The organism is Acidobacteriota bacterium, from assembly GCA_039683095.1.
GTDB lineage: Bacteria > Acidobacteriota > Aminicenantia > Aminicenantales > Saccharicenantaceae > RBG-16-66-30.
This window is the reverse complement of sequence record JBDKSB010000003.1, coordinates 1-12,998: the sequence shown is the minus strand read 5'-3', so window position 1 is coordinate 12,998 and position 12,998 is coordinate 1. Positions and strand designations below refer to the sequence as shown.

Here is a 12,998-nt window from a genome sequence, read left to right as displayed (position 1 = left end):
CCCTCAGCCCGCCGCCGCCCGGACCCGGGACAGGTCGACGAGGCCCTGGAGCTTCCCGTCGAGGAAAACCGTCTCGGCCCGCTCGACGCCGGTCGAGACGATGGCCACCCTGGCCTCGACGAGGTCCTCCAGGACGCGGACATACTCGGCGAACGTCTTCGGCAGGGCCTCCGGGTCGGACGCGCCGTGCAGGGACTCGGGCCAGCCCGGCATGACCCGGTATTCCGGGACGACCTGCTCGAGGATCCACGGCTCCGGCGGGAAGCTGGCGAGCCGTTCGCCCTTGTAGCGGTAGCCGGTGCAGACCGGGATCTCGGCGAATCCCGCGAGGACGTCGGGCTTGGTCAGGGCGATGCGGTCGACCCCGTTGACCCGGCAGGCGTAGCGCACGGCCACGGCGTCGAACCAGCCGCAGCGGCGGGCCCGGCCCGTCGTGGCCCCGAACTCGTCGCCGCGAGCGGCGATCGTCCGCCCCGTCTCGCCCTCGAGCTCGGTCGGGAACGGCCCCTCCCCGACGCGCGTCGTGTAGGCCTTGGTGATGCCGAGGACGCCGTGGATGGCCCGCGGGCCGACGCCGAGCCCGGTCGCGGCCCCGCCGGCCGTCGAGCTCGACGAGGTGACGTACGGATAGGTGCCGTGGTCGAGGTCGAGCAGGGCGCCCTGGGCCCCCTCAAAGAGCACGTTCTGGCCGAGCTTCATGCGCTCGTCGAGGAGCAGCGAGACGTCGCGGAGGTACGGCCCTAGCTTCTCCGCCCAGCCCGCGTACTCCCGGCAGATGGCCTCGACGTCCAGGGGCGGCAGGCCGAAGGCCTTGAACGCCGGGCCCTTGGCCGCGGCGGCGTCGGCGATCTTCTCGCGCAGGACCTTCGGGTCGGCCAGGTCCCCGGCCCTCACGCCGATCCGGGCCGCCTTGTCCTCGTAGGCCGGGCCGATGCCGCGGCAGGTCGTGCCGATCTTCTTCGCGCCGCGCCGGTCCTCGGAGACGCGCTCGGACATCGGGTGCCAGGGCATGATCAGGTGGGCGCCGCGGCTGACGGCGATGCGGTCCGGGCCGGCGGCGACCCCCTGGGCCTCGAGGTCGCCGATCTCCTTGAAGAAAGCGGCGGGAGCGACCACCAGGCCGTTGCCGATGACGCAGAGCGTCCCGGGATGGAGGATGCCGGAGGGGATGAGATGGAGGACGATCTTGCGGCCGCGCACCCAGACGGTGTGGCCGGCGTTGTGTCCGCCCTGGTAGCGGGCCACGACGTCGAAGGCGGGCGTCAGGAGGTCGACGATCTTGCCCTTGCCTTCGTCGCCCCATTGAGTTCCGAGAACGAGCAGATTGGCCATGTCGATGCTATCCTTTGCTGGGAAGGCCCGCCGGGCTCAGAAGCTCAGCCCCAGCTGGACCTGCCATTGATTGTTCTTGAGCTGGGTCCCCTTCTCTTTGTTCCAGTCGTATTCGAACTTGACGAAGAGCGTCTGGCTCAGGACGTAGCGCAGCCCCGCGCTCCAGCGGCTCCGGTCGAGATCGACGCCGCCGTCGTGGTAAACGTCCGTCATCCGGACCTTCTGGAAGCTGCCGACCGGCTGGAGGCTCTTGAAGCTCATGCAGGCCCAGACGTGCCAACCCTCGGTCTCGCCGCGCGGGTAGGGCTGCGGGTTCTCGACCAGGGCCTTGGCGTATTCGCCGTGGACCTCCCATTGATCGGTCACCCAGGAGAAGTCGGCGCCCTCCAGGGTCAGGTCGCGCATGTTCTGGTCGTCATACTTGCCCGAGTAGTAGGAGACGCCGCCCTGGATGGCCTGGCCGGCGACTAACCCGATGCGGCCGCCCTTGGCCATGTCCTGGTTGTTGTCGTGGAACTGCTGGATATAGGCCAGCGTCGTGTCGCCGGCCGTCTCGGCCAGGCCGTTGCCGATGTAGCCGGCGTAGCTGACGACGCCGATCTGGCCCTGGACCAGGACGCCCAGGTCGCGCCAGCTCGACGGGTAGAGGAACTCCAGGTCGAGGGGCGTGCGGATGAGGACCGTTTCGTAGGGCCGGCTGGCCGTGTTCCAGGCGCCGAAAGGCACGAGGTAGAGGCCGGCCCGGACGGCGAAGGCCTGCGACGGCAGGAACCCGGCCCAGGCCTGGTTCAGGCTGAACGTGTCGACGCCGCGGGCCTGGACCTCGGCCGCGAATCCGAACTTCTGCCCGATCTGTCCGCCGGCCAGGACGCCGGCCAGGAGGTTCTCGATCGCTCCGTGGTGAAAGCCGCTCTCGGGCTGGCCCTTGATGTACTCGAGCGACATATAGCCCCCGACCTGGGTCCGGGCGGCGGCCTGGGTCTGGGTCTGGGTCTGAACGGCGGTCTGGCCGAGGCCCGGCCGGGCCAGGGCCGCGACGAGCGCGGCCGCGAGGACGACGGTTCTTGTTTTCATGCGAGCTCCGAGAAATCGAAATCGTCGGCGAGCAGGGCGTCCTTGAACTCCCCGACATCCTTGTGAAGGGCGACCAGGCGGGTGATCTCGGCCGCCCCTTTCTTCGTGCCCATCCAGATCGCGCCCGCCAGCCGGCCCTTGTGCAAGACGATCTTTTTATACAGCCCCTCTTCGGGGACCGAACGGACGTGCGATTCGTAGCCGGGCCCCTCCGCGTCGATCTCCCCGACCGAGGTCAGGGACACCCCGGCGACCTTGAGGGTGCTGCCCGCGATCGTGCCCGGGTAGGCCTTGTCCTGGCCGACGATGTTGTAGGCGGCGGCGCGGGCCTGCTCGAAGGCGGCCGGGATGAGGCCGTGGATCCGGCCGCGGTGCTCGGCCGCGTCCCCGGCCGCGAAAACTGCGGGCGCCGAGGTCCTCAGGCGGTCGTCGACGATGATGCCCCGTCCGACCCGGAGGCCGGCTTCCGCCGCGACGCGGGTCTCGGGCTTGATGCCGGCGGCGACGACGATCGTGTCGGCCCCGGCGACGCCGCCGGACCTGAAGGCCACGCCCCGCGCTTCCTCGCCGCCGAGGATCTCGGTCGCCGCGGCGGAGAGCCGGACGGCGATGCCGGCCTTCTCGAAGTGCGCTTTGAGCAGGGCGGCGGCGGCCGTGTCGAGCTGGCGGGGCAGCAGGCGGTCGAAGAACTCGATCACCTCGACCTCGGACGGCGTCGCACGGCTTCGGATGGCCCGGGCGATCTCCAGGCCGAGCAGCCCGCCGCCGAGGACGGCCACCCGCCGCGGCGAGGCGAGGCGCCCGATCAGGGCCTCGGCGTCGTCGAGAGTCCTCAGGACAAAGACGCCTTTCCGGTCGATGCCGGGCACGGGCGGAACGGCGGCCCGGGCGCCGGTGGCCAGGAGGAGCGCGTCATAGCCGAGCTCGGCGCCGGACGAGGTTTCGACCCGCCGTTCGGCCGGCCGGACGCGGACGACCTTTTCGCCGAGCCTCAGGGCGATCCTCTGCCGCCCTGCCCAGCCCTCGGGAAACGCGAACATCTGGTCGCGCGGCAGCCGCCCGGCCACGTACTCGATCAGGTTGGGCCGCGGGTAGTAGGGATAACGTTCTTCGCCGATGATCTCGATCTCGGCCTCGGGGTCGAGCTCACGGACGGTCTTGCCGGCCATGGTGCCGGCCAGCCCGCCTCCGACGACGACGATCCTCACGGCGGCTCAGGCTCCCGGCGGCTCAGGCGAGCTTCTGGAAGAGGTCCTTGGGGACCCCGCATTGCGGGCAGACCCAGCTGTCCGGGAGGGACTCGAAGCTCGTCCCGGGGGGGATGCCATGGTCCGGGTCCCCGACGGCGGGATCGTAGATATAGCCGCAGGCCGTGCATTCGTACTTATCCATGACCTCTCCTTTCAGTTCTCCGTCAGGACATGTCTCCCGGACCCGGCGCCGGTCCGGCCATCGCAGGGGCGTCCTTTCACGAACTCGGGGATCTGGGAACGGCCTTATTATATCTGAACGGGACGTCGAGTCAACGCGGCGTCCCCAGCGCCGCCAGCTTGTCCTTCAGCCGCGAGTTCCTCTTGACCGGCTTGTCGTTCTTGACGGCGATCCAGAGGGCCTTGTACGAGCCGATGACCACGCCCAGCTTCTTGGCCCGGGTCAGCGCCGTGTAGAAGAGGTTGCGCTGGAGCATGATGAAGTGCTGGGTCATGAGGGGCATGATGACGGCCTGGTACTCGCTGCCCTGGGCCTTGTGGACCGACACGGCGTAGGCCAGGGTGATGTCGTTCAGCTCGTCCTTCTCGTAGCAGACCGTCCGGCCGTCATAATCGACGTAGAGGCGATACTTGGCCCTGTCGGCGTGGACGACCGAGCCGATGTCGCCGTTGAAGACGTCCTTGTCGTAGTCGTTGCGGACCTGCATGACCTTGTCCCGCGCCTTGAACGTGCGGGCCCCGGCCTGCAGCCCTTCCCCGCCGGGATTGAGCCTGGCCTGGAGCTCGGCGTTGAGGTTGTCGACGCCGACCATCCCCTTGTACATCGGGCTGATGACCTGGATCTGGGGCGAGAGCGGGCTCAGGCCGAGCTTGCGCGGCACGCTACTCGCGCACATCTTGACGATGGCCTGGAAGGCCTTCTTCTCGTCGTCCTGGCGGATGAAGTAGAAGTCGGCGTCCCGGTCGTCCTTCTCCGGGCGAAGGAGCGCGAGGCCCTGGTTGATCCGGTGGGCGTTGGCGACGATGAGGCTCTCCTTCTCCTGGCGGAAGATCTCGTCGAGCCGGACGACGTCGACCGTGCCCGACTCGATGATGTCGTGGAGCAGGTTGCCGGGGCCGACCGAAGGCAGCTGGTCCTTGTCGCCAACGACGACCAGCCTCATGAACGGCGGGACAGCCTGGAGCAGGTGGAACATCAGCGGCAGGTCGACCATCGAGAACTCGTCGACGACCAGGGCCTCGCCGCGCAGGGGGTTCGCCGCGTTGCGCTTGAAGGTCCCTTTCTTCGGCTGGAACTCGAGGACGCGGTGGATGGTCCGGGCGTCCAGGCCGGTGGCCTCGGCCAGCCGCTTGGCGGCCCGGCCGGTCGGCGCGGCCAGGATGACCTCTTTGCCCCACTTGCGATAGATGTCGGTGATGGCCCGGATGATGGTCGTCTTGCCCGTGCCCGGGCCGCCGGTGATGACCAGGATCTTGCGCTCGAATGATTCGCGGATGGCCCGGCGCTGGAGCGGCGAGAAGGCCAGGCCGAGGTCCCGCTCGGTCGCGGCCACGGCCTGGTCGAGATCGAAGCCGGGGGCTTGGCAGGGGAAGCCGGCCAGCTTGTGGATGGCCCGGGCGACCTCGTTCTGGGCCTGGTGGAAGAACGGCAGGTAGAGGGCCGTGCCGCCGGCCCCGTTCTCGGCGACGACCTGCCCGCCCTTGATGAGCCCGGCCAGGGCCTGCTCGCATTTCTCGGAGGGCACGGCGAGGTCCGCGGCGCACCTCTCCCCGACCTCGGCCGCGGCCGAGTAGACGTGGCCCTGCTCGTTGTCCTTTTCGAGCATATAGAGGATGTAGGCTTTGACCCGCTCGGGCGAGGCCGGGTCCAGGCCCAGCTTGAGGGCCAGCTGGTCGGCCGTCTTGAAGCCGACGCCCCAGATGTCGAAGCTGAGCTGGTAGGGATTGGCCCGGAGGACCGTGAAGGACCGGTCGCCGTACTGGCGGTGGATCTTGGTGGCCAGGCTGGTCGAGACGCCGTGTTCCTGGAGGAACATGATCAGGTCCCGGATGTCCTGGTGCTCGGCCCAGGAGCGGCGGATCTCCCTGAGCTTGACCGCGCCGACGCCCCCGACCTCGCGGAGGCGTTCCGGATCGCGGGTCAGGATATCGATGGTCCCGGCCCCGAAGGCGGCGACGATGCGCCCGGCCAGGACGGGGCCGATGCCCTTGACCAGCCCCGAAGCCAGGAACTTCTCGATGCCCTTGGCCGAGGCCGGCAGGGTCATGGTGAAGTGGTCGACCTTGAATTGCCGCCCGAAGCGCGGGTTGAGCTCCCAGCCGCCGCGGATGCTCAGGACCTCGCCCGGCGAGAGCGGCGGGAACGAGCCGACGATGGTCAGCGGCTCGCCGTCATCGGTCGAGAACTTGGCCACCGTGTAGCCGTTGTCGGGATTGTAGAAGACGATCTCGTCGACCGTGCCGTCGAGGCACTCCCGGCCGGTCACCAGCTCCGCTTTCTTCATGCCGGCCCCATGTTAGGCGTTTCCCCCAAGGCCCGTCAACCCGGAGCGACATCCCGTCATCATCGGCGGCTTCCCCCGCGGCCGTGAACCGATCCGCCGGACCTCGAAAAAGGGAAGCCGGCGCTTCGGGGTCCGAGGGGATCGTCGAAGCGAGCATAAGAGCTGATCTAGCCGTTCCGGAGCCGGAGCCGGGCGGGGGCAGTTTCCCTGGAAACCGCCAAAACGTGTCTGAGCGAGGTTCAGCGCAAGCCGAGCGGGTTTTTTTGGCGACGGGTCCGGCGTGCGGAACGGCGTGAAAGATCAGCCCGGCGAGCGGAGACCATCCCCGAGGACACCCCGGCCGGCCGAGGCCTAGTTGATGATGCGGAGCATGCGGCCCCAGCGGGCCTTGGGGATGAAGCTGACCAGCTTCCTGAGGCGGTCGCGGAAGCCCGTTTTCTGCCAAGAGTCCCGCTCCGCCCTGTAGGAGAAATAGATGACCCAGGGCCGCCCCTTGATCGAGTCCAGGGGCACGAAGCCCCAGTAACGGCTGTCCATGCTGTTGTCGCGGTTGTCGCCCATGACGAACAGCTGGTCCGGCGGCACGGTGACCGGACCGTAATTATCGCGGATGATCTCGTCGTAGTTGTAGAAGTCGTTCTTGGAATTGATGTGGCTGTCGATGTGGACCTTGTAGGCCTCGTCGAGGGGCTTGTCGTTGACATAGACCTGCTTGTCCCTGACCTCTATCTTTTCCCCCGGCAGGCCGATGACCCGCTTGACGAAATCCTTGGTCAGGTCCTTGGGATACTTGAAGACGACGATGTTGCCCCGTTCGATCGGCTTGCGGGGCAGGATCGCGCCTTCGATCGGCAGGACGGGCCGGGTGTAGGCCAGCTTGTTGACCAGGAGGAAATCGCCGACGAGGAGGGTCGGCTCCATGGACCCGGTGGGGATCTGGAAGGCCTGGACGACGAAGGTCATGACGAAGAAGACGAAGACCGCCGTCTCGGCGATGAGCTCGAAATACTCGCGGAAAACGCTCTTGTCCCTCGGCTTCCTGTCTTTCGCTTCGTTGCTCATGTCCCTCACGATGATTAAAGCCTAATATAAAGGAAAACGGCGGGGACATCAAGAACGTTCCGCGCGCCCGGCCGTCGGTCTCGCGCCTTGACACCCCCTGCCATTCCGGGTTTACTAGTCGCGTGAACGTCACCCTGTTCGGCTATCCCAAGGCGGGCAAGACGACCCTGTTCAACCTCCTGGCCGGGACCCGGGCCGCCGTCCATGCCTACGACGACGGCAAGCGGGAGCCGAACGTCCGGGCCGTGCCCCTGCCCGATCCGCGCCTGGACCGCATCGCCGCGGCCTACCCCGACAGGAAGAAGGTCGCCGCCTCCCTCGACCTGACCGACCTCGTCGGCATCTCCTTCGGCGAGGTCAAGACCAGCCTCTTCCTCGGCCACCTGCGGAAAGCCGACGGCCTCGTCCACGTCGTCCGGGCCTTCGGCCACGAGGACATCCCGCCGGCGCGGGGCCGTCTGGACCCCGTCGCAGAAATCCGGGCCATGGAGGACGAGCTCGTCCTGGCCGATCTCGTCCTGGCCGACTCCCGGCTCGAGCGCCTGGACAAGGACCTCAAGAAGATGAAGGACCCCGAGGGCGAGAAGGAACGGGACCTGCTCCTGCGGCTGCGCCCCGAGCTCGAGGCGGGCCGGTGCCTGCGCGGCCTGGCGCTCGCGCCGGCCGAAGAGAGGCTCATCCGCAGCTTCGCCTTCCTGACGCTGAAGCCGCTCCTCCATTTCATAAACATCGACGAAAAGGACCTGGCCCGGATCCGGACGCCCGAGGCCCTCTTCCCCGTCGGCGCGGAACGCCGGGTCCTGGCCTTCTGCGGCCGCATCGAATCGGACCTGGCCGAACTCGAGCCCGGCGAACGGACGGCCTTCATGGCCGAATACGGCCTGGACGGGATGAGCGCCCCGCTCTTCACCGGCCGGGCCGCCGCCTTCCTCGACCGCATCTCGTTCTTCACCGTGGGCAAGGACGAGGTCCGGGCCTGGACCGTGAGGCGCGACGCGCCGGCCGCCGAAGCCGCCGCGGCCATCCACTCGGACATCGCCCGCGGCTTCATCCGGGCCGAAGTCGTCTCCGCCGGGGAGCTCCTCCGCCACGGGACCCTGCAACAGGCCAAGGAGGCCGGGGCCATCCGGCTCGAGGGCAAGGACTACGTCGTGCGGGACGGCGACGTCATCTACTTCCGGTTCGCCGCATGAGCGCCGCCTTCCGTCTGACGGCTCAGGATCCCGGCTCGGCGGCCCGGACCGGCCTTCTCGAGACCCCGCACGGCTCGATCGAGACGCCGGCCTTCATGCCGGTGGCCAGCCAGGGCACGGTCAAGGGCCTGACCCACGCCCAGGTCGAGGCCCTGGGGGCCCAGGTCCTTCTGGTCAACTCCTACCACCTGTTCCTCCGGCCGGGCGTGGACGCCGTCGAGGCCCTGGGCGGCCTCCACCGCTTCATGTCCTGGCCCAGGCCCATCCTGACCGACAGCGGCGGCTTCCAGATCTACAGCCTGTCGCCCCTGGTCCGCCTGTCGGACGAGGGCGTCAGCTTCGCCTCCCACCTCGACGGCTCCAGGATCTTCCTCAGGCCCGAGGACGTCGTCGATCTCCAGCTCCGCCTGGGGACCGACATCCTGATGTGCCTGGACCATTTCCCGGCCTACCCCTATGCCGACGAGGCCCTCCGCGAGTCGGTCCGCCTGACCGGCCTGTGGGCCCGCCGCTCCAAGGCCCGCTTCGCCGAACACGAGACCCGGCAGCAGCTCTGGGGGATCAGCCAGGGCGGCGTCCACGCCGACCTGAGGACGCGGTCGATCGAGGGCCTCCTGGAACAGGATTTCCAAGGCTACGCCTACGGCGGGCTGGGCATCGGCGAGCCCAAGACCCGGCTCTTCGAGACGCTCGAGCTCGGCCACGGCCTCCTGCCCGCCGACCGGCCGCGATACCTCATGGGCATGGGCTACGTCGAGGATGTCGTCGAGGCCGTAGCCCGCGGCATCGACCTCTTCGACTGCGTCCTGCCGACCCGCAACGCCCGCAACGGCACCCTGTTCACGCGCCAGGGACGGATCGCCATCAAGAACCTCAAGTACGCCCGGGACGAGCGGCCGCTGGACAAGGCCTGCGGCTGCTACACCTGCCGCCATTTCAGCCGGGCCTATCTGCGCCACCTCTACGAGCGGAACGAGATCACATCGGCCGTCCTGAACACCATCCACAACCTGCATTTCTATCTTGACATCTTCCGGGAAATACGCCATTCTATTTCGTCTAACTCCTTCGCCTCCTTGAAGAAGGATTTGATGTCCAACGTTTCTCAAAAGGAAGAACTGACATGATCTTCGGAGCAGTCGCAGACCTGGCCCGCCAGACCGGAGCAGCGCAGGCAGCCCAGCCCAACATGCTCGGCGCCCTGCTGCCCTTCGTCCTCGTCTTCGTCATCTTCTACCTCCTCATCATCATGCCCCAGAGGAAGAAGCAGAAAAAGCACATGCAGATGGTCGACGCCCTGAAGCCCGGCGACCGGATCATCACCACGGCCGGCATCCTGGGCACTGTCATGGGCGTCAGCAAGAACGTCGTCGAGCTGAAGATCTCCTCCGGCACGAACATCAAGATCACCAAGAGCGCCGTCGGCGTCATCCGCGGCGCCACGGACCAGATCGAAGGCGAATGAGGCCCCGGCGGAGGGGCCGCCTCCCCTCCCCGGCCTCGAATATCCCCGCGAGAGTGAAGGTCATATGAAAAAGAACCTGCAATGGAAGGTCGTCCTGGCGGTGGCGGTCATCGGCCTGTCGATCTTCCTGGCTTACCCCTTCAACGACACCAAGATCCATCGCGGTCTCGACCTCAAGGGCGGCATCCACCTGAGCCTCCAGGTCATCACCGACGATGCCATCAACATCGAGACCGACCAGGAGATCTCCCGGCTCGAGGAGCTGTTCAAGAAGAACAGCCTCACCTACCAGAAGTTCGCCAAGGAAGGTCTCGGACGCATCTCGATCCAGGGCACGCTGGCCGACCAGGAGGGCAAGACCCGCGACCTGTTCGACCAGTATTCCCGCGACTGGGACTACTCCTTCACCGGCGACCGGGCCAACCTGAGCCTCAAGCCGCTGGCGGCCCAAGCCCTCCGCGACATGTCGGTCGTCCAGGCCAAGGAGACGATCGACAACCGCGTCAACGGTCTCGGCGTCTCCGAGCCCCTCATCCAGCGGCAGGGCAACGACAAGATCATCGTCGAGCTGCCCGGCGTCGACAACCCCGAGAGGATCAAGGATCTCATCAAGGTCACGGCCATCCTCGAGTGGAAGCTGGTCAAGGCCGGTCCGGCCCCCGACGAGGCCACCCTCCTCCAGGCGACGAACGGGCAGGTCCCGGACGACGCCGAGGTCCTCCGGGGCGATCCCAAGCGCGGCCAGGGCGGCTTCTATCTCGTCAACAAGGTCGCCGTGGTCACGGGCAAGGACCTGAGGACGATCCGCCGGGTCACCGACGAATGGAACAACCCGGCCGTTTCCTTCTCCCTCAATTCCGACGGCGGGGCCCGCTTCGAGCAGGTCACCGGGGCCAACATCGGCAAGCAGATCGCCATCATCCTCGACAACAAGGTCCAATCGGCCCCGCTCGTCGAGGCCCGCATCTCGAGGGCCCAGGGCGGCGTCATCCAGGGCCGGTTCTCGCCCCAGGAGGCCGACGACCTGGTCGTCATCCTCAGGGCGGGCGCCCTGCCGGCCGGCATCAAGTACCTCGAGGAGAGGACGATCGGCCCGGCCCTCGGCGCCGACTCCATCCGCCAGGGCCTTCTGGCCGGGCTGGTGGCCATCGTCGCCGTGATGGCCTTCATGATCGTCTTCTACAAGCTTTCCGGGGCCAATGCGGTCATCGCCCTGATCCTCAACGTCCTCATCCTGTTCGGGGCGCTGGCCTACTTCAAGGCCGCCCTGACCCTGCCCGGCATCGCCGGCATCATCCTGTCCATCGGCATGGCGGTCGACGCCAACGTCCTGATCTTCGAGCGCATCAAGGAGGAGCTGGCCGTGGGCAAGGGCGTGGCCAGCGCCATCACGCAGGGATTCTCCCGGGCCTTTTCGGCCATCTTCGACTCCAACCTGACGACCATCATCTCGGCCGTCTTCCTGTTCCAGTTCGGCACCGGACCCATCCGGGGTTACGCCGTGACCCTGGTGATCAGCCTGCTCGCCAACCTGTTCACGGCCGTCTTCATCTCACATCTTCTCTTCGACCTGATGGTCCGCAAATCCGCCAAGAAGCTGAGTATCTGACATGCAACTCTTCAAGACCCCCAGCATCCGCTTCCTGAAATACAAGTACCTGGCCCTGGGCCTCGCCTTCGCCATCGTCCTGGCCGGCGTGATCAACATCGCCTTCTTCAAGGGCCTCAAGCTCGGCGTCGATTTCGGGGAAGGCACCCTTCTCCGGATCATGCTCAAGACGCCGTCGGACGAGGGCCATATCCGGGACCTCCTCCAGACGGTCGGCCTGGGCAAGAGCCAGGTCCAGAAATCCGGCTCGAGCGGCCGCGAGTTCCAGATCCGGGCCGTCGAATCGGTCCGGACCAAGCCGAGCGACAAGGAGCAGATCGAGGCCCACGAGGCCCTGGCCGACAAGATCATCGCCGCTCTCAAGGGCGACGACGGCACGGCCGAGCGGGCCCGCGGTCTCGTCGACCTCAACGGCATCGACGAAAGATCGCTGACCGCGCTCCTCGAGAGCGCCTTCCCCGGCTCCGGCCCGGAGGCGGCCCGGGCGATAATAGCCCAGCGCAACACGGCCGGCATCGTGGCCGATTTCCGGGAGCTCGACGGCCTCGGGCTCAAGCCGGAGGTCCGGTCGTATATCCAGGACAAGACCTACCTCGGCAAAATGACCACCCTCAGCCGCGAGACAGTCGGCCCCCAGGCCGGGTCCGACCTGCGGCGCAAGGCCGTCCTGGCGACGATCTGGTCGCTCATGGGCATGCTCGTCTACATCGCCCTGCGCTTCAAGGTCGCCAACGGCGTCGCGGCCATTTTCACCCTGGCCCAGGACGTCCTGATCACGATGAGCATCTATTCGTTCACCAGCCGCGAGATCAACCTGCCGATCATCGCCGGCATCCTGACCATCGTCGGTTTCTCCATAAACGACACCATCGTCATCTTCGACCGGGTCCGCGAGAACCAGAAGCTGATGCGCGGCAAGCCCCTGGAAGACGTCATGAACATCTCGATCAACCAGTGCCTGGGCCGGACGATCATCACCTCGGGCACGGTCTTCCTGACCGTCATGGCGCTCTTTCTTTTCGGCGGCGAGGTCATCAACGACTTCGCCTTCCTGATGCTCATCGGCACGATCGAGGGCGTTTACTCGACGGTCTACATGTCGTGCCCGGTCGTGCTCTTCTGGCAGAGCTGGTTCGGGTCGAAAAATGCGAGGAGACGATAAAATTCCCTTGTCAAAGGGTCACTTTTCTTTTATACTAGTGGCGTGAGTTTCTGTAATATCCCGAGCATGAGGTAACATCATGACGGAAGCGAAAAAGCCCTCAGGAGCAGCGGCCCCCGTCCCCGCGCTCTTCAGGGACTCGTTCTTCGTGGGCGAGAAGGGCACGAAGCGGAAAGCCCTCGTTTTCCCCGTCGCCCTGATCCTCCACGTCGTCCTCATCGTGACGGCCATCGTTGTTCCACTCCTCTCGACCGGCGAACTGCCCACGGTCGAGGTCTACAGCGCGTTCCTGGCGCCGCCGCCGCCGCCCCCCCCGCCCCCGCCGCCGCCGGCCAAGCGGAAGGCCTCGTCGTCGAGCGCCCGGATCAAGCGCGTCCAGTCCGCGG

At 67.0% G+C, this 12,998-nt stretch carries 12 protein-coding genes; 6 read left to right on the top strand and 6 right to left on the bottom strand.

Annotated features, from left to right (window positions below; genetic code table 11):
• Positions 1-3: 3 nt before the first annotated feature.
• From ABFD52_03545 to lepB, 6 genes are all read right to left on the bottom strand, one after another.
• Positions 4-1,332 carry an adenylosuccinate synthase gene (locus tag ABFD52_03545; protein ID MEN6559834.1) on the bottom strand — a complete coding sequence of 443 codons (1,329 nt, stop codon included), beginning with the start codon at positions 1,330-1,332 and terminating at the stop codon, positions 4-6.
• A gap of 36 nt (positions 1,333-1,368) precedes the next feature.
• Positions 1,369-2,406: a hypothetical protein gene (locus tag ABFD52_03540; GenBank protein MEN6559833.1), complete on the bottom strand. Its 1,038-nt coding sequence runs from the start codon at positions 2,404-2,406 to the stop codon at positions 1,369-1,371.
• A complete protein-coding gene (locus ABFD52_03535) occupies positions 2,403-3,614 on the bottom strand; it encodes an FAD-dependent oxidoreductase (GenBank protein MEN6559832.1) in 1,212 nt (403 codons plus the stop codon). The genes ABFD52_03540 and ABFD52_03535 overlap by 4 nt, the downstream gene beginning before the upstream one ends.
• A gap of 22 nt (positions 3,615-3,636) precedes the next feature.
• The gene (gene rd / locus ABFD52_03530; GenBank protein ID MEN6559831.1) at positions 3,637-3,798 is read right to left on the bottom strand and encodes a rubredoxin; all 162 of its coding nucleotides are present in this window, start codon (positions 3,796-3,798) and stop codon (positions 3,637-3,639) included.
• 130 nt (positions 3,799-3,928) lie between these two features.
• Positions 3,929-6,121, bottom strand: a complete 2,193-nt coding sequence (locus ABFD52_03525) for an ATP-dependent RecD-like DNA helicase (protein MEN6559830.1) — start codon at positions 6,119-6,121, stop codon at positions 3,929-3,931.
• A gap of 351 nt (positions 6,122-6,472) precedes the next feature.
• Complete coding sequence (gene lepB / locus ABFD52_03520) at positions 6,473-7,183, bottom strand: signal peptidase I (GenBank protein MEN6559829.1); 711 nt, start codon at positions 7,181-7,183, stop codon at positions 6,473-6,475.
• Between the two features lie 122 nt (positions 7,184-7,305).
• Between lepB and ABFD52_03515 the strand changes: the two genes are divergently transcribed.
• The 6 genes from ABFD52_03515 to ABFD52_03490 form a co-directional block, all read left to right on the top strand.
• Positions 7,306-8,376 carry a DUF933 domain-containing protein gene (locus ABFD52_03515; GenBank protein ID MEN6559828.1) on the top strand — a complete coding sequence of 357 codons (1,071 nt, stop codon included), beginning with the start codon at positions 7,306-7,308 and terminating at the stop codon, positions 8,374-8,376.
• Positions 8,373-9,503 carry a tRNA guanosine(34) transglycosylase Tgt gene (gene tgt / locus ABFD52_03510; GenBank protein ID MEN6559827.1) on the top strand — a complete coding sequence of 377 codons (1,131 nt, stop codon included), beginning with the start codon at positions 8,373-8,375 and terminating at the stop codon, positions 9,501-9,503. Before ABFD52_03515 ends, tgt begins: the two co-directional genes overlap by 4 nt.
• Positions 9,500-9,841 carry a preprotein translocase subunit YajC gene (gene yajC / locus ABFD52_03505; GenBank protein ID MEN6559826.1) on the top strand — a complete coding sequence of 114 codons (342 nt, stop codon included), beginning with the start codon at positions 9,500-9,502 and terminating at the stop codon, positions 9,839-9,841. Before tgt ends, yajC begins: the two co-directional genes overlap by 4 nt.
• A gap of 64 nt (positions 9,842-9,905) precedes the next feature.
• A complete protein-coding gene (gene secD / locus ABFD52_03500) occupies positions 9,906-11,450 on the top strand; it encodes a protein translocase subunit SecD (GenBank protein MEN6559825.1) in 1,545 nt (514 codons plus the stop codon).
• Between the two features lies 1 nt (position 11,451).
• The gene (secF, locus tag ABFD52_03495; protein MEN6559824.1) at positions 11,452-12,612 is read left to right on the top strand and encodes a protein translocase subunit SecF; all 1,161 of its coding nucleotides are present in this window, start codon (positions 11,452-11,454) and stop codon (positions 12,610-12,612) included.
• 79 nt (positions 12,613-12,691) lie between these two features.
• Positions 12,692-12,998: hypothetical protein (locus ABFD52_03490; protein ID MEN6559823.1), on the top strand; the 307-nt coding region annotated here is incomplete at its 3' end.